The organism is Vallitalea sediminicola, from assembly GCF_054408565.1.
This window is the reverse complement of record NZ_BTPT01000046.1, coordinates 47,047-68,712: the sequence shown is the minus strand read 5'-3', so window position 1 is coordinate 68,712 and position 21,666 is coordinate 47,047. Positions and strand designations below refer to the sequence as shown.

The following is a 21,666-nucleotide window of genomic DNA, read 5'->3' as shown; positions in this document are numbered from 1 at the left end:
CCTCTTCCTTATTAAGACACGAGAAAATAATTGACTAGTTTATTTTTTCTCATACCTATCGTTATTTACTTACAAAAAAATTCTTTAGCTCTATTATATCCGAACTTTTCTTTTCCAAAGATAGCATTAGAGACTCCTTCTAATATACTTGGAGTTAAACCACCTGTTATAATCACATAATCTGAGTATTTTGCTAAGATTTTTGCATCCATTGGACTTCTAGTAGCAATGGATATAACCTTCTTATTAGGACAAAATTTTCTAAATTCCTTTAGTACTTCAATTTGTCTATCAAAGCGATAAGCATTAACAGTAGTAAATATTAGTACATCAGATATAATTCCTACATCTGCTAATGATATGATTTCTTCATCTGTAGGATGCCAAGGCATAATTGCCTCTTTTATATTGCTATGATAACCTTTTTTCTTAATAATATCTCTTAATGATATATCATATAGATTAGTAGCATCTGACATTACCAGTCTAGCTGGATTACCTAGTACTATACCTATTTTATCTTCTTTATCTATCCTTATTGGCAGTTCTTCTTGGTTCCCCTTATATAGTATTAATCCTTTTGCTGCTATCTTGGCTGATAGTTCTTTCCCATAGTTGCTATCGTATTCTTTTTTATCTGGTATTTCACCTACATTTGCTTTTTTCTTATACTCAAGAATTCTTATCACAGATTCTTCTATTTGGGATTGTTCTATTTCACCATTGATGACACAATCATATACATAATCTACAAACCATTCACTAGCGCAAGTTGATATAATTAAATCCACTCCTGCATTGATGGCTAGTTTAATGGATTCTTTTTCACCGTATTCATTAAGTACAGCTTTCATTATTAAGTCATCACTAACTATTAATCCCTGGAACCCAAGATCTTTCCTCAGATATGTTAATATTTTTTTAGATAATGATGCTGGATATTCCACATCCAGTGCTTCAAATATACCATGATGTGTCATTATACAACTTACACCTTTTTCTATGGCTTTCTTAAAAGGTAATATCTCTACATCTTCTAATCTTTCTCTATCATATGGGTTTCTATCAACTTGAAAGTGAGTATCTACTTTAGTAATCCTCATACCTGGAAAATGTTTGCCACAGGCAAGGATTCCTTCATCTTCAAGTCCTTTTATGAATGCTGAACCCATATCAGCTACAACTTCTGGTTCTGTAGAAAATCTTCTATTATCTACGACTGGAACACCTTCTTTGACGTCATAATCAACATCTAGAACTGGAGCATAACATATATTTATTCCTGCATATTTTAATTCTTTTCCTACGTGTTTTCCTTGAAGATATGCCAAATTTTCATCATTGGCGAATCCCATGCTCATGTTACCAGGGAAAATTGTAGTACCGTTAAAAATAGCTGTCAACTGTCCGCCTTCTTGGTCTATAGTTAATAAAAACGGTAAGTTATATTTATTTTCTTTAGCATAAGATTGAATTTTTTTAGTCATATTATGTAATTGCTCTATATCTCTAACATTATTGCCTGAAAAAAATATTACTCCACCAAGTAGATTTTTTCTATTGAGTTCCTTTAGATTTTCAGGTAAATCATCATAACCTTGATAATATTGCATATACATCTGCGCTATCTTTTCTTTTAGAGTCATCTCAGCTAATATCTTGTTTACATCTATCAAATTTCTCACCTCAAATTTTGTTTTAATTCACATTAAACATACTCATTTAATAACCCAATATGAATATTTAATAATTACTTATGACCGACCACCTACAAGTTCTACTTATTATCAGCAACTCCCAAAAACTTCACCATATCATCTACTATTTCATTGGCTTTTTCTTTATTATCCATTTCTCCGAATATACGTATTAACGGTTCTGTACCTGAAAATCTAGCAATTAACCATCCTCCGTTTTCAAAGTATACCTTTACTCCATCTAAATAACTTACTTCACCTATTTCATAATTAAATTTTGGAAGCTTTTTTTGTTTATATAATATATCCACTAACTTCTCTTTATCTTCGTTAGCGAATTTGCAGTCAAATTCAACCATCTCAAATCTACCAAACTCATTATCAAGTTCATCCAACATTCTGGCTAATCTTTTACCTGTTATGCTTATCATCTCTACAAGTAAACCTGCTGCAAATACACCGTCTTTTCCTTTTATATGTCCCCTTATTGTTAAACCGCCACTGCTCTCACCGCCGATGACAGCATCTGTTTCTTCCATCTTGGAACTAACATGTTTGAATCCCACTGGTACCTCATAACAATTTTCACCGTATTTTTTTGCTATCTCATCTAATAAGTGTGTTGTTGCAACATTTCTGACAACTGGACCTTTCCATCCTTTATACTTCAACAAATAATAATATAACAATGACATTATCTTATTAGGGTGTATAAAGTTCCCATTCTCATCTATGATACCTAATCTATCTGCATCCCCATCTGTCCCTATACCCAAATCATATTTTTTATCGACTACTATTTCTCGTAATCTTTTTAATGTGACAGCTGTTGGTGAAGGTAATCTGCCACCGAACATAGTATCATGTCTATCATGAATTACATCAATTTCACAACGTGCTGTAACTAATATAAGCTGTAAAGCTGTTTTTGATACCCCAAACATAGGGTCTAGTAGAATCTTTAGATTCTTGTTCCTAATAGCTTTCAGATCCAATTTGTTGATTATTGTATCCACATAGTCATTAAGTGGATTAATTTTTTGTATTATTCCTGTTTCTATTCCTTTTTCGAATGGAATCCATATGATCTTATCTTCTTCTATTTCATTAGCTGATGTTTCAATTACATTGGTTACATCAATAGTTGCATCCCTACCGCCTTTTGTGAATATCTTTATTCCGTTATATTCCGCAGGATTATGACTAGCGGTTACTGCCATACCATAATCTAGCTCAAGAGTTTTCACACTATACATAATCATAGGTGTCGGTGCTATTTTATTGATAAAGTATACTTTAATACCGTTTCCAGCAAATACTTCTGCTAACCACTTAGCTGATATATCAGATATGAATCTTCTATCAAATCCTATGACAATGCTTTTATTAATACATTCTTCTTTTATGATGTTAGATATCCCTTGCCCTACCTTTACTATATTGCTCTTTATGAATTCGTCACCTATTATAGCTCTCCAGCCACCAGTTCCAAAATGAACCATACTCTAACTCTCCTTTTTAAGTTATTTCTTATATGTAGCTATTACTAAAACTAATACTTCTAACCTTTTACTGCACCTGCTGTCATACCTTCAACTATCTGATTTTGAGCTATTATATAAACTGTTAATACTGGAATTATGATAAGAACTATTACCGCACATAGTAACCCATAATCTGTACCATACTGACTACTTATTTCAGTTAATAATCTATTGATAGGGAATTTACTTTTTGATCTTATTATTATCAATGAAGTAAATAGATCGTTGTAAGACCATAAGAAAGCAAATGTTGCTGTAGTTGCTATAGCTGGTTTTGTAATCGGCATAATTATTCTTGAAAATACCTGCCATGCACTACTTCCTTCTACAATAGCCGCTTCTTCAAGTTCTTTTGGAATTGTTTCCATAAAACTTGTTAAAAGCATAATAGTAAAGGGTAGATTATTAGCAATCTGTGGTAAAATAACTCCTCTATAAGTATCAATGAGTCTCCATCCTAATAACATTCTAAACACTGGTAATATAGTTGCGAATATTGGTATCAATAAACTTCCGACAACTAATGTTTTTATTAATTTTCGTCCTTTGAATTCAAATCTTGCGAGAACAAAAGAAGCTAATGAACCCAAAAACACTGCGAATATAACAACTGATCCAGAGATTATTAAGCTATTTGCATATCCTTTAAATATATTCATTCTTACAATAGCTGTCTTAAAATTATCCCATAACAGACTTGTTGGCATTGTGAATGAACTATTCATTATATCGTTTGATGTTTTGAAAGCATTCTGCACTACCCATATCATAGGATAAATAGTCGTTATCGCAAACAAAGATAAGAATATGTAGATTAAGAGTGTTCCAATACCAAATTTTTTCTTCTTCATGCCTATAACTTTTTTCTTGCCCATATGTACTACATCCTTTCTTTATAATAAATAAAACACTAATATGTAATAGTATCTTTTTTAAATATCTTATTAACTATGAAAATAGTTAATAATCCTAAAACTACAATTAGTACTGAAATAGTTGCAGCGTATCCGAAAGTATTATCTGCAAAAGCTTTTTTATACATATACAATCCTAATATCTGTGATTTATTTAATGGTCCTCCTTCAGTTATTACAAGAACCATGTCAAAGACTTTTAGAACTCCATTTATAGCAAGAATAAGGCAAGTAATTATTACATTCCTAATCAATGGTAATGTAATATAAATTGTTTTTGTAAATCCATTTATGCCATCTAAATGTGCCGATTCATACAATTCTCTTGGAATCTGTTTAATTGCTGTAAGAATGATTATGAAATAGAATCCTATGTACTGCCAAACTATGGGAATGGAAACCATCTTGACAGCAGATTTTAATGTAATCCAATTCCTTCTCTCTTGTCCTAATGCTTCCATTATGGAATTAAGTAGTCCAACATCGTATGAGTAGACTAATTTGAACATCATACCTATTGCTGTTGCAGATATGACAATAGGGAAAAAATAAACTGTTCTAAAGAACTTTTGTCCTTTTGTTATACTATCCACCATACAAGCTAATATGATAGCTATTCCTACTTCAAATACACAAACATATAACATGATTTCATAAGTATTCCTAACAGCTATTTTTATAGTATCATCATTTAATAATCTCCTATAGTTGTCTAGCCCGATGAATGTAGATTCTAGAAATCCATCTGATTTATAAAAGCTATTTATAAAGTTCATAATGAATGGATAAAACATGAAAACAGCTAAAAATATTAATGCAGGTAATAAAAATGAAACTATTATTATATTCCTACTTCTACTGTTACCTCTCATTAATGCATCCTCCTAACTAATTATGTCTAATATATTACGATAATTTATTACCATATCAATTAATTTCATAATTTTCAATTTATTTTTATAAGGGCTGTATCATAATACATTTTTTATGACTATCGACTTTTGTAAGATAGACTATGTTTAGCTTACTGGGATATTAACGTAAAATGTATTTAATACAGCCCCTTTATTAATTCTATTGGTTATGTTATCTTAGTTTTTTTATAGATTCTTTATCTTTCGTTAGTTTCTTTTACAGCTTGTAGAACTTCTTCAGGAGTTTTTTGACCTTCAACTATGAAAGGTATTCCATCTTTTACAATTACATTAAATGCTTCTGGTGATAATCTAGAGTCAATAGGCATATTCAATGTTTTTGCATTTGCTACCATTTTATGACCTTTTATGTATAATTCATGTAATCCTTCAACTTCTACTTTAGCTGATGGTGAACCACCATTTGCAGCAGCGATAGCTTTAATTTTATCAGCTGAAGTTAAGAAAGATACTAAATCAATAACTGCTTGTTGTTTATTTTTATCTTCATATGAACTTCTACTTACATAATATCCAGTTGAGAATCCTGCAATAATGGATGTTGAATCCATCTTATCACTAGCAGCTGGCATTGGAATTACATCCATTTTATCTCTTAATTCGTCCTCACATCCTCCAATGAACCATGAACCTTCAAGTATCATTGCAGCTTTTTCTTGTTTAAACAAGTTTTGAGCCATTTCAATGTCCATTACTAGTGAATCTTTTGCAAAAGCTTCTTTTTCATATAGATCTTTAATATTATTGAATGCTTTCACCCAATCCTCAGGAGCACCATTTTCTAATACATCCAAGTGACCTTCAGCACCAGCTTGTGATAATACAAAATGTTCTATCATATAATGTGATTGAGCTATTGGTCCAGCAAATGGAACTATATCATTTTCTTTTAGTACTTCAACAGCTTTTTGGAATTTATCCCATGTAGTTGGTAAATCAAGGTTGTACTTATCAAATAATTCTTTGTTGACAAAAAGTCCTTCATAGAATCCAGTTAAAGGTAATGCATATATGTTTCCATCTGCTTCACGAATAGAATTTTTGATTCCATCTGTAATGTCTTTACCTACTTCAGGGAAATCTTTCCATATTTCATCATATGACATAACTTTTTTACTATTAATAATTCCTTTTACATCTGCACCTGTATAGAAGAAAGTAATATCTGCTTCATTACCTGATGAAAAATCTGTTTTTACTTTTGTTCTATATTCGTCCCCAACAGATGTCATTGACTCATTTTTAATCTTAACATTTGGATGTAATTCCATAAATTCTTTTATAGATTCTTCAAATGTTCCTGTTGATGGATCAGTTCCACCAAACATAGTTGCAATTCTTAATTCCACTTTTTTTACTTCTTTATTATCATTATTATCTTGTTCTTTATTATTGGTATCCTCTACTGTTGTTTGATTTGAATCAGTAGCCTTCTTCTCACCACAACCTACAACCAATACACATAATAATGATATTGATATTAATAACGCCATAATCTTAGAACCTGTTTTCATAATGTGACTCCTCCCTGATTGTTATTATTTTTTTATATTTATTACAGTAATATAATATCATGCACATTAAACAATTCCTAGAAGTCAATCTTGCACTTTATTGTATAATTTTGTTTAATATAATATTTATACCCTTAATAACTTCGACAACATGCAAAAAAAGTAACTATTCCATTTTATTCTTATATAAAAACTTACCTATAGCATAAAAAAGCATGCAGTTTTAATGCATACTTTTTTATGAAAAACTGTAGATTCCGTAATAATCACTTGCTATCTTTATCCCATTTTTTATTTCGGTATTGGTTTGGAGTTATACCCACATGCTTTTTAAAAGTCTTAGAAAAATATGGAGTATCTGAATAACCCACCATTTCTGTGATTTCATATACTTTATAATTAGTAGTTGTCAATAATTTTTTAGCTTCTTGTATTCTAACTTCATTCAATAATTCTATAAAACTATTACCCACTTCTTTTTTTAATATCTTACACAGGTACCAAGAACTTATGTATAAATGGTCTGCTACTGTTTGCAAATCTAGTTTACTACTATAATTCTCTTTAATATATTTGATAGCCTGTCCTGTCAAAAACCTGACTTTATCATCTTCATTATCATTACTTTCCTCTTTAACGTCACTTAACGCATTGAATTTGTATAGCTTTTTTCTTAGATTCTCTATGTCTTTTACTTTTGTCCTTTCATCATCTAAGATATTGATTGCCTCTAATATTGCATTTTTTATATCTTCTAGGTTAGTTGGTTTCAATAAGAATTGAGTGACACCTAGAGTGAGAGCTTCTCTTGCATATTCAAACTCTCTATATCCAGTTAATATGATGAATTTTGTGTCTTTACATTTTTCCTTTATCTTCTTGATCATCTCTAGCCCTGATAATTTTGGCATCTGAATATCAGATATAATAATATCCGGTTTTAACTCATTAGCTAATTCTAAACCTTCTTTACCATCTTCCGCAACACCAACTACTTCACATTCAATTTCATCCCATGGAACAAGTTTTTTTAATCCTTCAATTATTATTTCTTCGTCGTCAATAAGCAATATTTTATACATTGAAAACTCCTCCTTTTAATTGTTTGTAGGTGATACTGTTTTTGGAACCTTAAGTGTCACTTTTGTACCTTCTGTATATGTACTTTCTATGGAAATCTGTGCCTTTTTCCCATATATAAGCAACAGTCTTCTATAAACATTCTTAAGCCCTATACTCTTGGAATTTTCTTGTTCTTCTGCAATATATCTATTTTCACTCAACTCAATATTGATAGATTGTAGTCTTGGTATTTCTATACCTGCTCCATTATCTTCTACTTCTATTATCAATTTTTCATCTTTCTCAGTTATACGTAATATTATTTTACCTCTGCCTACAGGTTCAATACCATGTTTTATAGCATTTTCAACTAAAGGCTGAATAATTAGTTTTGGTAATTTTTCTTTTAGTGTTTTTTTATCAATGATTTTATTGTATTCTATTTTCTTTCCGAATCTTTTTTGTATTAAGAATAAGTAACTGTCCATATATAGTATCTCTTGTTCTATAGTAGAGAATTTTTCTCCACTTCTGTTCATATTGGCATCCATAAGCTTAGATAATGCTTGTACCATTTCTGCAATATCCTGCTCTCCTAATAATTGTGCTTTCCAATTGATAGTCTCTAAAGTATTATATAGAAAATGAGGATTAATCTGTGATTGTAAAGCTGATATCTCTGCATTTTTCCTTGCTATTTCTTCTTCATAAACACATTCAACAAGATACTTCAGTTTCTTAGCCATACTATTGAATGAATTATACAGATAACCTATTTCGTTCTTTCTTATAATATCTATACTTGTGTTTAATTCTCCTTTTTCAATATCTTTCATCTTAGATACCAATAAATTAAATGGTGATATTATTTCACTATATATCATATTTGCTATGATGATATATATAGGCATACTAACGATACACAGGATTATGATAAGATCAAATACCTTCCTAGTATCTGATATCAGCATGTCTGTAGTTATTACACTAATTATTTTCAGATTGACATCATCTATGTTTTCAACAATTACATAATAGTTATTTCCGTTGATAGTATGTTCATATGTCCCTTTCTCATTAAGATATATTTTCTTGTTTTCTACAATTTCATTATTATAATTTCTGCCAGCATATACGATTTTATCACCATCATAGGTATATAAATAAGTTGATTCAGCTGGTTCTCTATATGTATGGCTCAGAATTTCTTGTAGATAGTTATTATCAATTCGAAATGACATTATACCAATCTTTTCAAAACTGTTGATATCATATATGGAGCGTACCAAATATATATATTGCCCATTATCTTCTTTATCAAAATAGTATAATACTTGATTATTGTCTTTTGTTACTTCCTTGAATTTTTCTTTTGGAATTTTTCCTATATCAACCAGCCCTTTTTCTTTGGCGGCATAATAAACACTGTCATCACTTAGGAACTGCATGGTGACTAAATCAAATTCTTGCTTAGCAAATATAGTTGATTTTAGATATTTATTCATGTCTTTTTGGAATTTATAATCAAGCATGGTATTATTAATATCAATAACTTTTGGCTTGGACCTGAATAAATCGTAAGCATCAATATTATAAAGGACTTCCTGAAATATCTGTTCCATGAAATCAAGATCATTAGACATCCTGACCTTAGCATTCATGACATCATTTTCAACATAACTTACAAAACGATCTTTTATTATTTTTTCGTTATTGTACATACCAAATATAATAACTAATATAATAGGATATAATATCATAATTAGTCCAAGTACTATTATTTTTTTCTTAATGGCTATATTATGGAAACCATCCGCAATATTTTTCACTTATTTTCTCCTCACCTAATATTTATGCATAATATTATAAATTTTTAATCTTATATCTTACTTTATTATAATAACAACCATCATAAAAAATCAAGTAAATAACATAATAATATGACAAAAATCTGCATAAAATACAGAAAAAAGCTGATAAGATATAAAATCCTACCAGCTTTTTATCACTATTTATGTGTATACTTTATTACTTTTCACTAACAAAAGCTACTCCAGAACTTGTACCTATTCTATCAGCTCCTGCTTCAATCATAGCTACAGCAGTTTCATAATCTCTTACTCCACCAGATGCTTTTACTTTTGCTTTCTCGCCTACAGTTTCTTTCATCAATTTGACATCTTCAAGTGTTGCACCACCTGTACTGAATCCAGTTGAAGTTTTAACAAAATCTGCTCCAGCTTTTACAGATAATTCACAAGCTTTTACTTTCTCTTCATCTGTTAGGAGACATGTTTCGATGATAACTTTTACATAAGCTTTTCCTTCAGCAGCATTCACTACGGCTTTGATATCTTCTTCTACTTCTTCATATTTTTTACTTTTTAGACAACCTATGTTAATAACCATATCTACTTCATCTGCACCATTTTTAATGGCATCTGCTGTTTCAAAAGCTTTTACCTCTTTTGGCGTTGCTCCTAGAGGAAAGCCTATTACTGTACAAGTCATGACATCAGTTTCTTTTAATGATTCTGCCACAAATTTTACGTAAGAAGGATTAATGCATACAGAAGCGAAATTGTATTTTTTAGCTTCATCACATATTCTCTTAACATCTGCTTCACTAGCATTTGGTTTTAATATTGTATGATCTATATATTTTGATAAATTCATTGTAATCTCCTTTTAGTACTAGATTCATTAAGCTATTCTAAGTACTTTTAACTTTGATTATTAATCTTCTTTAGTTACTATATCATCAACATTGTCTTTAGTTACTAATGTTGAATCTAATATGATATTTTCTTCTATTTCTTCTCCATTAAGATAATCTAATCCCATTAATACTGCATTTTTTCCTAAGAAGAAAGGTGGTTCAGCAATTGTTGCTTCTAATTTGTCGCCTCTTATAGCTTCTAATGATGGATCAATAGCATCACAACCAATTAAAACTATGTCATCTAATCTTCCAGCTGCTTCAATAGCTTCTAGAGCACCTAGAACCATTTCATCATTAGCTGCGTATACTCCATCAATCTCAGCATTGGCTTGTAAAATGTTTTCCATAACTTTCATTGCTTCAGCTCTATCAAAATTAGCACTTTGAGTAGCAACAACTTCAAATCCTTCTGTCTTATCTACTATTTCATTGAATCCTTTGCTTCTGTCTTGAGCAACGTTAGTACCCATTATACCCATGATCTCAACTATTTTACCTTTTCCTTTAAGTACATCAACTAAATATTCTCCTGCAATATTGCCAGAATGGATTGCATTGAATCCCATATGTGCTACAACTTCTCCGCCTTTTGCATCTCTATCGATTGTAATGACAGGTACTTTTTTTTCATTAGCTGTTTCAATTGCGGCTACTATAGCATCACTATCACATGGATCGATAATAAGTAGATCCAAATCTTTTTGTAATAGATTCTCTACATCAGTTTGTTGTTTACTTGGTTGATTTTGCGCATCTGTAACAAATAATTCAACATCGTTATCTTTTGCACCTTTTTTAGCACCATTTGAAACGTCAACAAAGAATGGATTGTTTAAAGTATTCATAGATAAACCAATCTTGATTTGTTTTGTTTCAGAATCTTTTGAATTGTCATCCTCTTTACTAGTACCATCTGATTTTTGTCCACAACCTACTACCGAAAACATGAGAGTTAAAACTAAAATACCTACTAAAAATTTTTTCATTTTAATATCCTCCTTAAAGTTTTATTATTCATCTAGTTTTGATGAAACTGATTTAAATTTACTGTCTGCCAAAACAGCCAGCAAAATAACAAATCCTTTAACAATGTCTGATGCAAATGGATTTACATCAATTAATACTAATATGTTATCCAGTACCCCTAAGATCAATGCTCCAAATACTGTAGGAATAATTGCTCCTTGTCCACCAGAAAGGCTAGTCCCTCCCAAGATTACTGCTGCTATTGCATCCAACTCATAGCCTTTACCAGCTGTTGGTTGTGCAGAACCTAACCTAGCGGTTAATATCAATCCAGTTAAACCTGCCAATAATCCACTTATTGTATATACTAGAGTTTCTACCTTCTTGACATTGATACCAGATAATCTAGTTGCTTCTCTATTACCACCTATACTGAATACACTTCTTCCAAAAGCAGTATATTTAAGTATAAAAAACCCAATTGCAAATACAACTATCAATATAATAATTGGAAAAGGTATACCAAATACATAACCCTTACCTATAAAATTGTAAACTTTTGATCTTGCCGCTATAGGAGAACCATTAGTAAATACTAATACGAATCCTCTAACAAAAGTCATAACTGCCAATGTTGCTATAAATGGAGGTAAATTCCCTTTAGTGATTATGAGTCCGTTAAATGCTCCACATATACTTCCTACTATTAAGGCAACAATAATAGCTAGCACTACACTGTTGGTATTTATTAATGTATAAGCTGATAATGCTCCTGATATAGCTACTATGGAACCTACAGATAAATCAATACCACCTGTCAAAATTACAAATGTCATACCCGATGCAATAATTGCAATAATAGATACTTGTCTTATTACATTCAATAAGTTATTAAATGTTAGAAATGAATTAGATAAACATGTTGCAATTATTAAAATCAAAACTAATACTGATACAGTTCTATATTTTGTTAATAACTTCAATCCTATTTTTTTCATATTCATTTTATTCAACCCCTCCTGCTCCAGATGCATATGATAATACATTTTCTTGTGTTAATTTATCCTTGCTGATTGATGCTGCAATTTCACCTTCTCGCATGACCAATCCTCTATCACTCATTCCAATTAGTTCAGGTAGATCAGATGTAATTAAGACAATACTGATTCCCTGTTGGGTAAGTTCGTGCATTATATTATATATCTCTGCTTTTGCTCCAATATCAATACCCCTTGTAGGTTCATTCAAGAATATTATTTCTGGATTAGTTTCTAGCATTTTTCCAAATACAACTTTTTGCTGATTACCACCACTTAGATTTCCTACAATCTGATTAGGTGATGAAACTTTTATATTTAATTTTTTAATCTCTTTTTTAGACATTGCCATATCTTTTTTATCTGATAGAAGTCCTTTTGACATTATAGCTTTTAGGGAGGCAAGTGAAATGTTTTCTTTTACATTCCTAACTAAAACCAGTCCTTCATTTTTTCTGTCATCTGATACAACAAAAATTCCTTTTGAAAGAGCTTGTGCAGGATTTTTTATCTTTACTTTTTTACCATTCATCAAGACTTCGCCATCATAGTCTCCATAATATCCTGCTAGTAATTTTGATAATAATATATTACCTGACCCTAACAATCCAGCTATTCCTAAAATTTCACCTTTGTGTAATTTGAAAGAAACGTCATTTATACTATTTTTATATCTAATATTTTTTGCTTCGAACACTACTTCTTTTGACCTGACATAATTTCTTTCAGGGTATAAGTTGGTTAAATCACTTCCAACCATCAAACGAACTATTTCATCATGATCTGTATCTTTCGTCAACATACTCTTGATGAACTTACCATCCCTAAAAATAGTGACTCTATCTGTTATACGAAATATTTCATTCATTCTATGTGAAATGTAGATAATTGCAATGTTCTCTTGCTTGAGGTTTTCAATTATACCAAATAAGCATTCTATTTCTTCATCTGTTAATGCAGCTGTAGGTTCATCCATGATAATTACTTTTGAATTTATTGATAGACATTTTGATATTTCAATCATCTGGGCTTCAGCAACAGATAAATCTTTTACAAGTTTTTTGGGACTTATATTCAATCCAACTTTTGCTATCAACTCTTTGGCATTTTGATTCATTTTTTTCCAATCAATAATGCCTCTCTTATTAACGGGATATCTGCCTAGAAAAATATTTTCAGCTACAGTAAGATGCGGTATTAGATTAAATTCTTGATAAATCATTGATATACCTAATTCTTGTGCTTCTTTTGTAGAAGAAAATTTAACGTTTTTACCTTGATAAAGCATATTACCAGAAGTATATTCCTGCGCACCGGATATTATTTTCATTAAAGTAGATTTACCTGCTCCGTTTTCTCCACATAAAGCATGTACTTCTCCTTCATATATCTCTAATTTAACATTATCTAATGCTTTTACACCTGGAAATATCTTAGTGATATTCTCTAACTCTAGAATTAGTTTCTTATCAGCCATCTTCTGCCCCTTTCTCATATATATTTATGTAACCCCTTACATTCTCCTCACTGTCATAATTTAGTAAGCACATCCACTCACTAATATAATACTTGGATATGGTGTGAATTCACCAGTTCTTATTATTCCTCTTGCGCCTTTTGTCTTTTCCTTAAATATCACATGTGGAACATACTCTACTTCCATATCATCTGGAAATAAGTCAATAATTTCTTTATGCATATCTGGACTAACAGTTTGTAACTCTTCTGCCAATATTATTTTCTCCACAACTAGAGATTTTAACACTTCTTTTAATACATCTAGATATCTTGGTTCATTAGGTTTCCATGCCAAGTCTATTCTTTCTACATCTAGTGGCATAGGTAATCCAGCATCACTAACTACAATTGTATCTTTGTGCCCCAATTCAGCAAACAGATTTGCCATCTGAGGATTAAGAATTCCACCTTTTAACATTTTATGTCCTCCTTGTTTAGTTGGTTGCATTGTCTATTATAAAATTGTTAATAGCATCTCTTGTTGGCATTGCAGGTGCAGTACCTATTTTTGTAACTGATAAAGCTCCTACAGCATTTCCGAATTCAGCAGCTTCAAAGATTCCTTTATCTTCTCCTAATGCTGTTACGAAACCGCCATTAAAAGCATCTCCTGCTCCTGTAGTATCAATAGCATCTACTTCATATCTTGGGATTATTCTTTCTTCATCATTGCATCTTACATAGGCTCCTTGACTTCCCATAGTTATAATTACATTTTTGACACCTTTTTCAATAAAAACATCTGCTGCTTTCTTAGCATCATCCATGTCTTCAATCTCTATACCAGTGAGAATTGAGGCTTCTACTTCATTAGGTGTGATAATATCGATTTTTGATAGTAATTCATCTGATATAGGCTGGATAGGTGCTGGGTTAAGAACAGTTGTTATGTTATTTCTCTTTGCTATATCTACTGCTAACTCAACAGCTTCTAAATTAGTTTCCAACTGAGTTAAGAATACTTTTGCTTCTTTTATCTTATCTTCACATTGCGATATTTCTTCATCTTTGATATTGCCACAAGCTCCTGAGGTAACTAAAATACTGTTTTGACTAGTATTCTCATCTACTAATATTAATGCTGTACCCGTTTCTATTTCCTTATCTTCAAACACATAGCTTGTATCCATACCTTCTTTTATAAAAAAATCAGTTGCAACTTTTCCGAATAGGTCGTTTGCTATCTTTGTAATCATAGTTACATTTGCTCCTGCCCTATTGGCTGCTACTCCTTGATTAGAACCTTTTCCTCCAGGACCCAACTTGAACATTGAGCCTTTTACAGTTTCTCCTGGCTTAGGTAAGTGGTCTGCTCTTCCCATTAAATCAACAACAAAGCTGCCTAGAATAACAATGTTTGGTCTCATAAAACTTCCTCCTTTTTAGTGGTACCGCTTACATTTTGATTTAAAAAAATTTATTTTGCTTTTTTTTCTGAACCTCTAATTATTAATGTTGGTAATAATATAATTCTTTTCGTATCTTGATTATCAACGTTTTGTTCATCTAATCTTTCTAACAATATTTTCATTGCAACTTCGCCCATTTGTGCAGTAGGACGTGCTACAACACTAATATCCATATTCATAATACTCAATAGTTCTATTTCGTCAAATCCTATCAATGCCATATCTTCTGGAATCCTAACATTAGATTCTGTTAATGCTTTTATACATCCTAGATTCATCATGTTATTGGATACAAATATAGCTGTAGGAGGATCTTCCATTTCTAAAATTTCTTTAGTTAATTCATAACCGCTTTTTAGTCTAAAATCGCCATAGAATATATATTTATCATCTATTTCAATTCCGTTCATTGTCAATGCTTTTTTATATCCTCTTAGTCTATCTCTACCTGGCTTAGAACTCAGTGGTCCTGAAATGATTGCTATTTTTCTATGTCCCTCTTTGATAAAACACTCAATAGCATCGTAAGTTCCTGAAATACTATCTAGAAATACACCATCAAACTTAGAGTACTTAACATCTCTATCTAACAGCACTACGGGAACATTAAGATTTTCTAAAATACTCAAGTACTCAGCATTAAACTTATCATTATCCGCTGTTGGAGTAATTATTAATCCTCTTATCCTTTGACGCTTAAGCATTTCAATGAATTTCATTTCCTTTTGTTCATTTTCATCTGTATCGACCAAAAGCATATATAAGTCATTCTTGTCAGTTACAGAACTGATTCCTTTTATAACTTGTCCGAAGAATGGATTATTGATATCAGGAACAACAACACCAATTGTATTAGTTATATTCCTTGATAAACTTCTTGCAATATCACTGGGAGCGTAATTCAACTCTTTTATAGCTTTTAGAACTTTTTCTTTCGTCTGTTCTTTAACTTTATCAGAATCATTAAGCACTCTAGACACTGTAGCAACTGATACTTTGGATTTTTTAGCTATATCGCTAATTGTTATCGGTGCTATAATCATCACCCCTCTTATTAATGTAATCGCTTACACTTTCTTTTTTTATTATATTATCATATTTTACATCTGTCAAGCTTTTTCTTCTCATACCTTATAAGAAGGCTTCAATAATAGTAATTTTAAAAACAAGCATTACCTTTTGAAAGATAATACTTGTTTTATGCTTTTACACTTGACAATAATATATAATTATTTCATTAATTTTCTAATTAATTTTAGATTCTTATCATTATATGGAGGGTATCTAGCAGGTATATCAATCCACATTGCTTTTGTTAATACACTCTTGTGGTGACTGAATGTTCCGAAGCTATCAATTCCATGATAACCACCCATTCCACTGTTTCCTACTCCTCCAAATGGCATATTTATATTAGCAAGATGCACCAATGTATCATTAACACATCCACCACCGTATGAAACTCTCTTAAGAACTTCATTTATACTATATTTATTGGTTGAAAAATAGTATAGTGCTAATGGTTTTGGTTTTTCATTCAATAATGATACAACATCTTTTATTTTATCAAATTCAAGTATTGGAATTAAAGGTCCAAATATCTCTTCTTTCATTACATCGTCTTCCCATGTAATATTATCCATAATTGTTGGCTCTATATAATTATCTTCTGCAGCAGTTTTTCCACCAAAAACAACTTTATCTTTATTTATCAATGAGGATAATCTTTTGTAATGTTTTTCATTAACTATTCTAGGTAGATCTGGTGATTCATATATGTTTTCTCCATAATAACTGGTGATAACATTTTTTAATTCTTCCACTAACTGCTTCTTGATATTTCTGTGTGCCAATATGTAATCTGGTGCTACACAGGTCTGTCCTGCATTGACTAATTTTCCCCATATAATTCTTTTGGCTGCAATTTTAATGTTAGCTGTCTCATCTACTATACAAGGGCTTTTACCACCTAATTCTAATGTTACAGGTGTTAGATTCTTAGCTCCTGCTTCCATCACTATTTTACCAACTGTAGGGCTTCCTGTGAAAAATATGTAATCAAATTTTTCAGCTAGTAAGGCAGTATTGACATCACGTCCTCCTTCAACAACAGTTATGTATTTTGGATCAAAAAACTCTTCTATCATTTTCTTTATTACTGCAGATGTGTGAGGTACATATCTAGATGTTTTTACAACTACACAGTTGCCTGCTGCCATAGCACCTATAACCGGAGATATAGTCAATAGAAATGGATAATTCCACGGAGACATTACCAATACTAATCCATAAGGTTCTGAATATATTCTGCTAGTTGATTTAAAATGTGCTAATGGTGTTGGTTTCTTCTTGGGTTTTGCCCATTTCTTTAGATGTTTTAGAGTATATCTAATTTCTTCTAAAGCCATACCTATTTCTGTCTCGTAAGTTTCGAAGTTTGATTTTCTGAAGTCTTTATTCAAGCCGTCAAAGAGCATAGTTTCATATTTTTTTATAGCTTCTCGTAAAATATTTAATTGTTTTTTACGGAAAGCTATATCTTTTGTTTCATGTGTCATAAAATAATTCCTTTGTTTTTTAACCAACTCTCTCAAAAATAACCACCCCACTATAAGATTAATTGTATAAAAATTAGGAAAATATATCCATAATAATATAATTATAGCATATAATACCAGTAAACACAAAACAAGTATTCTCATTATAGAAAATACTTGTTTCAAAAAAATCTTATATTCTTTTATTTATCTAATCCAGATTGAACTATACCATAAATATTATCTATCAGGTTATCTTTGTCTTCTTTTGACATATCATCCATATATATTGGAGGATGAACTATTATTTTGACATTAGATTTTCTTATTCTCTTTTTCTCTTCAAGTAGTTTGTATGAACCATTAATGGTAATAGGCACAATCGGCACACCTGATTTAGTGGCTAATTTCAAACTGCCTTTTTTGAAATCGCCCATATCATTGCCTTTACTTCTTGTTCCTTCTGGAAAAACAACCAATGTGTGTCCTTTTTTCAATTCATCTATTCCTTTAAGAATCACTTTCAAGGATTGTCTCGGATTGCTTCTATCTAGAAAAAGGCAACCTAATTTTTTCATCCATCCACTTACAATAGGCATTTTTTCAAGCTCTACTTTTGCTACAAATCCCTTTAATTTTGGAATGAATCCCATTAGTAAAGGTATGTCAAAATTACCTTGATGATTAGAGACAAACAAAACATTTCTATCAGGAATATTTTCTATCCCTTTAACTATTACCTTGCTACCAGTAAGTCTAACCATGAGCCTAGCCCATCTAGTTGCTGTTTTTTGCAATACCCTTAATTGTTTTTCTTCATTTCCCTGTTTTCCTAGATACCAATATCTGAACCTATTGATTAGACTAAATAATTGATATATCCAGAAAGCAATAAACCAAAAGATTGTACGAATCATGTAGTTCCTCCTTTTTAGTCAGCAATATCAATTATATCATACTTTAAAGTGCGAAACTACATGTTTTGATTAGTGAAACTATTTTTACTGTCTTATCAATTTCAGATATTTTTTTACAGTTATTATATAATACATGAAGAATATTAATGATACCGCACCTATACTTATGACAATAGGTATATTAAGTAATATTCCAATGAGGTTTTCAAGTACTTTGATAGCAACTATTGTATGAACTATAGATACTAACAATGGTAGAATGAATGCCATTCCTACTTGAGTACGTATGATCTTTCTAATTGTGGAGTCTTCCATTCCTATTTTACTTAACGTAATGTATTTATCTTTATCTTCTATAGCTTCCGTTATGATTTTGAAATAAATAATACTTCCTGTTGCCATAATGAATACTAACGCTAAGAACGCTCCAAGAATATATACAATTTTGATTATATTATTTTTTGTTTGAGAATCATTTTTACCATTTTTAAAGAAAGTGTACCCTTTTTCTGAAAGACTAGCTACCTTTTCTTCTAATTCACCAATTTCAATTGTTTCATCTTTTAATTTATAACCATTAAAATAATATTTCTTACTCTTGTTCTCGAGAGCTTTATAGGTATCATCATTAACTATGATAGCTTCTGCAGGTACTCCTGTTCCGTATAAAGGAGCTCTAAACATCTTTCTGATTTTTATTTCTTGACCATTGATATCAATTTCTTTCACTTTAAATAAACTGAATAGAGTACGTGCATTTTCATTAAACACACCTTCAAAATCATCCAAAGTTTTTTTGATCAATACCCTATTATCAAATTCATATCCAACATTATCGATTACTCTCTTATAATCTTCGTACCTTACAATTGTGGCTCCACCATAATTAAAATCATCTGTTTTGGCATTATCAACCATCAATAGCTCAAAATGATTTTCAAAAGCCATATCTACCTTTTCAGCCTGTAAGACATCTGCCACTTCTTTTTCTTTTTGCTCAGTTTCTGATAATACAGTAAATGAAAAGGGATAGTCAACATCTTTGATACTGTTGTTAGTATAATTAAGAGATGTTACTGTACCAAGGGCAGTGATAGTACAAGTAAGCAATATTGCAATAGTAGCATATACCTTATAATTTCTCCTTATCCGATAACATAGATTGGATATGGTCATTATGTTAGTTTTACGATAGAGAATCTTTTTATTATTTATCAATCTTTTTAAAATAATGGTTGTCGTACTTCTAAATAGCATATAAGTACCTATTATAACCAATATAGTAGTTATGAGGGTAAATACTAAAAAATTCACTCCCATTGCTAATTTTGTGCAATAATATCCAGCTCCAATTACTACTATTGATAGTATCCCAGTTATTATGCTTGCTTTTGGAATGGCTTCTTCTTTTTTCATTGCATTTATAAGGGATAGAAGACTACTTCTAATAATGTTGATATATCCTTTAAAAGAAAAAAACAAACTAATAATACCAAATATAACAGCTGTTTCAAGAATTGCTTTTCCTGATATAAAAAATTTGATATCCACTCCCATATTACAATACCTTGCTAGAATCATCATGAATAATTTACCAAAAGCCGCACCTATGAGGCATCCTGTAATAATAGCTAAAGTACTCATTATTAAGTTTTCCATTGCATAGATTAAAGCAACTTTATAGTTACTTACTCCCATTAATGTGTATAATCCAATCTCTTTTTTCCTCTGTTGCAGAAAAAAAGAACTTGAGAACCATGAAAAGTATAAGAGAAATACTATAAGCATAATAGCTGTTACATGTCCTAGAGTTGATACCATTTCTTGTTCAGATACAGTCAGCACTTCTGGATTATATCTCATGGCACAGAATTGATAATATGCCATTACTGAAAAAACCAATGCCAAAAAATGAAGCTTATATAGACCAAGATTACTTTTCATATTTTTATAAGCAATACTAATCGCATTCATGGTTTATACCTCCCATGCTAGCTAACTGGTCCAATATCCTTTTATATAGATCTTTTCTACTTCCTTCTTTTTTTAGCTCAGTCAATATTTTACCGTCCTGTATGAAAATAATTCTGTCACAATAACTTGCTGTAAAAGCATCATGAGTAACCATTACGATAGTTGAATCGAACTTTTCATTAGTTTTTCTTAGATTCTCCAATAACTCTGACGCAGATTTGGAATCTAATGCTCCAGTTGGTTCATCAGCTAAAATAACAGAAGGTTTTGTAATGAGAGCTCTTGTGGCTGCTACTCTTTGTTTTTGTCCACCGGATAACTGATATGGATATTTATATAATTGATCTGATAAACCAAAGAAAGAAGCTAAATCATTGATTTTCTTTTTAACCGTTGCTGCTTTAACCCCTGCTAATACTAATGGTAAAGCTATATTATCCATTATACTTAAGTTATTCAGCAGATTGAAATCTTGAAATAGGAATCCAATATTTTTTCTGCGGAATTCTGCTAACTTCTTTCCCTTCATTGTAGTAAGATCAATTCCATTGAATAATATCTGCCCCTCTGTTGGTGAATCTATAGTTGACATAAGATTTAATAGAGTTGTTTTACCACTACCTGAAGGACCCATTATTCCAAAAAATTCACCTTCCTCAATCGTTATATCTACACCTTTTATAGCATATGTCTCTATTCCTTTAGCTTTATAGATTTTTTTAATACCTTTTGTTTCAATTACTTTTGTCATTACATTTCCTCCTAATACACAAGATTAATTTATCTAACTGTACCTTTTATTGTATTTTAACTTTTAGAGGAACTGATATCCATTTTATTGACTTACATTATACTTACTAACCTTACATTTTTGTCATTTTTAGAATATTATAATAATAAAAGCCCTGCCTTAGTAGTAA

At 30.8% G+C, this 21,666-nt stretch carries 18 protein-coding genes; all 18 read right to left on the bottom strand.

Going from position 1 to position 21,666, the window contains the following annotated elements; all coding sequences use genetic code 11:
• Positions 1-65: 65 nt before the first annotated feature.
• Positions 66-1,676 (bottom strand): glycoside hydrolase family 3 protein, encoded by a 1,611-nt coding sequence (locus tag ACX6CF_RS18715; protein WP_458786892.1) that lies wholly within the window; start codon positions 1,674-1,676, stop codon positions 66-68.
• A gap of 101 nt (positions 1,677-1,777) precedes the next feature.
• A complete protein-coding gene (locus ACX6CF_RS18710) occupies positions 1,778-3,199 on the bottom strand; it encodes a phosphoglucomutase/phosphomannomutase family protein (protein WP_458786891.1) in 1,422 nt (473 codons plus the stop codon).
• Between the two features lie 59 nt (positions 3,200-3,258).
• Positions 3,259-4,116, bottom strand: a complete 858-nt coding sequence (locus ACX6CF_RS18705; protein ID WP_458786890.1) for a carbohydrate ABC transporter permease — start codon at positions 4,114-4,116, stop codon at positions 3,259-3,261.
• A gap of 35 nt (positions 4,117-4,151) precedes the next feature.
• Positions 4,152-5,027: a carbohydrate ABC transporter permease gene (locus ACX6CF_RS18700; protein WP_458786889.1), complete on the bottom strand. Its 876-nt coding sequence runs from the start codon at positions 5,025-5,027 to the stop codon at positions 4,152-4,154.
• 239 nt (positions 5,028-5,266) lie between these two features.
• Positions 5,267-6,604: an ABC transporter substrate-binding protein gene (locus ACX6CF_RS18695; protein ID WP_458786888.1), complete on the bottom strand. Its 1,338-nt coding sequence runs from the start codon at positions 6,602-6,604 to the stop codon at positions 5,267-5,269.
• Between the two features lie 266 nt (positions 6,605-6,870).
• A complete protein-coding gene (locus ACX6CF_RS18690) occupies positions 6,871-7,686 on the bottom strand; it encodes a response regulator transcription factor (protein ID WP_458786887.1) in 816 nt (271 codons plus the stop codon).
• Positions 7,687-7,701: 15 nt separating this feature from the next.
• Positions 7,702-9,495 (bottom strand): sensor histidine kinase, encoded by a 1,794-nt coding sequence (locus ACX6CF_RS18685; RefSeq protein ID WP_458786886.1) that lies wholly within the window; start codon positions 9,493-9,495, stop codon positions 7,702-7,704.
• A 199-nt stretch (positions 9,496-9,694) separates the two neighbouring features.
• The gene (gene deoC / locus ACX6CF_RS18680) at positions 9,695-10,342 is read right to left on the bottom strand and encodes a deoxyribose-phosphate aldolase (protein WP_458786885.1); all 648 of its coding nucleotides are present in this window, start codon (positions 10,340-10,342) and stop codon (positions 9,695-9,697) included.
• 60 nt (positions 10,343-10,402) lie between these two features.
• Positions 10,403-11,374 carry a substrate-binding domain-containing protein gene (locus ACX6CF_RS18675; protein WP_458786884.1) on the bottom strand — a complete coding sequence of 324 codons (972 nt, stop codon included), beginning with the start codon at positions 11,372-11,374 and terminating at the stop codon, positions 10,403-10,405.
• A 24-nt stretch (positions 11,375-11,398) separates the two neighbouring features.
• Positions 11,399-12,358: an ABC transporter permease gene (locus tag ACX6CF_RS18670; RefSeq protein WP_458786883.1), complete on the bottom strand. Its 960-nt coding sequence runs from the start codon at positions 12,356-12,358 to the stop codon at positions 11,399-11,401.
• 1 nt (position 12,359) lies between these two features.
• The gene (locus ACX6CF_RS18665) at positions 12,360-13,868 is read right to left on the bottom strand and encodes a sugar ABC transporter ATP-binding protein (RefSeq protein ID WP_458786882.1); all 1,509 of its coding nucleotides are present in this window, start codon (positions 13,866-13,868) and stop codon (positions 12,360-12,362) included.
• A 60-nt stretch (positions 13,869-13,928) separates the two neighbouring features.
• Entirely contained in the window at positions 13,929-14,327 is a 399-nt protein-coding gene (gene rbsD / locus ACX6CF_RS18660) for a D-ribose pyranase (protein WP_458786881.1), read from the bottom strand.
• A gap of 16 nt (positions 14,328-14,343) precedes the next feature.
• Positions 14,344-15,276, bottom strand: a complete 933-nt coding sequence (gene rbsK / locus ACX6CF_RS18655) for a ribokinase (protein ID WP_458786880.1) — start codon at positions 15,274-15,276, stop codon at positions 14,344-14,346.
• Positions 15,277-15,326: 50 nt separating this feature from the next.
• Positions 15,327-16,361, bottom strand: a complete 1,035-nt coding sequence (locus ACX6CF_RS18650; protein WP_458786879.1) for a LacI family DNA-binding transcriptional regulator — start codon at positions 16,359-16,361, stop codon at positions 15,327-15,329.
• A gap of 186 nt (positions 16,362-16,547) precedes the next feature.
• Positions 16,548-17,912: an aldehyde dehydrogenase gene (locus ACX6CF_RS18645; protein WP_458786878.1), complete on the bottom strand. Its 1,365-nt coding sequence runs from the start codon at positions 17,910-17,912 to the stop codon at positions 16,548-16,550.
• A 146-nt stretch (positions 17,913-18,058) separates the two neighbouring features.
• Positions 18,059-18,772 (bottom strand): lysophospholipid acyltransferase family protein, encoded by a 714-nt coding sequence (locus tag ACX6CF_RS18640; RefSeq protein WP_458786877.1) that lies wholly within the window; start codon positions 18,770-18,772, stop codon positions 18,059-18,061.
• 84 nt (positions 18,773-18,856) lie between these two features.
• On the bottom strand, positions 18,857-20,746 hold the full coding sequence (locus ACX6CF_RS18635) for an FtsX-like permease family protein (RefSeq protein ID WP_458786876.1): 1,890 nt from the start codon (positions 20,744-20,746) through the stop codon (positions 18,857-18,859).
• Positions 20,733-21,497, bottom strand: coding sequence for an ABC transporter ATP-binding protein (locus ACX6CF_RS18630; protein ID WP_458786875.1), 765 nt, complete (start codon positions 21,495-21,497; stop codon positions 20,733-20,735). Before ACX6CF_RS18630 ends, ACX6CF_RS18635 begins: the two co-directional genes overlap by 14 nt.
• Positions 21,498-21,666: the final 169 nt, after the last annotated feature.

Coding starts and splice junctions, on each gene's coding strand:
- ACX6CF_RS18710 (WP_458786891.1), bottom strand. CDS start 3,199: ATGGTTCATTTTGGAACTGGTGGCTGGAGAGCTATAATAGGTGACGAA.
- ACX6CF_RS18705 (WP_458786890.1), bottom strand. CDS start 4,116: ATGGGCAAGAAAAAAGTTATAGGCATGAAGAAGAAAAAATTTGGTATT.
- ACX6CF_RS18700 (WP_458786889.1), bottom strand. CDS start 5,027: ATGAGAGGTAACAGTAGAAGTAGGAATATAATAATAGTTTCATTTTTA.
- ACX6CF_RS18695 (WP_458786888.1), bottom strand. CDS start 6,604: ATGAAAACAGGTTCTAAGATTATGGCGTTATTAATATCAATATCATTA.
- ACX6CF_RS18690 (WP_458786887.1), bottom strand. CDS start 7,686: ATGTATAAAATATTGCTTATTGACGACGAAGAAATAATAATTGAAGGA.
- deoC (WP_458786885.1), bottom strand. CDS start 10,342: ATGAATTTATCAAAATATATAGATCATACAATATTAAAACCAAATGCT.
- ACX6CF_RS18675 (WP_458786884.1), bottom strand. CDS start 11,374: ATGAAAAAATTTTTAGTAGGTATTTTAGTTTTAACTCTCATGTTTTCG.
- ACX6CF_RS18670 (WP_458786883.1), bottom strand. CDS start 12,358: ATGAATATGAAAAAAATAGGATTGAAGTTATTAACAAAATATAGAACT.
- ACX6CF_RS18665 (WP_458786882.1), bottom strand. CDS start 13,868: ATGGCTGATAAGAAACTAATTCTAGAGTTAGAGAATATCACTAAGATA.
- rbsD (WP_458786881.1), bottom strand. CDS start 14,327: ATGTTAAAAGGTGGAATTCTTAATCCTCAGATGGCAAATCTGTTTGCT.
- rbsK (WP_458786880.1), bottom strand. CDS start 15,276: ATGAGACCAAACATTGTTATTCTAGGCAGCTTTGTTGTTGATTTAATG.
- ACX6CF_RS18650 (WP_458786879.1), bottom strand. CDS start 16,361: ATGATTATAGCACCGATAACAATTAGCGATATAGCTAAAAAATCCAAA.
- ACX6CF_RS18640 (WP_458786877.1), bottom strand. CDS start 18,772: ATGATTCGTACAATCTTTTGGTTTATTGCTTTCTGGATATATCAATTA.
- ACX6CF_RS18635 (WP_458786876.1), bottom strand. CDS start 20,746: ATGAATGCGATTAGTATTGCTTATAAAAATATGAAAAGTAATCTTGGT.
- ACX6CF_RS18630 (WP_458786875.1), bottom strand. CDS start 21,497: ATGACAAAAGTAATTGAAACAAAAGGTATTAAAAAAATCTATAAAGCT.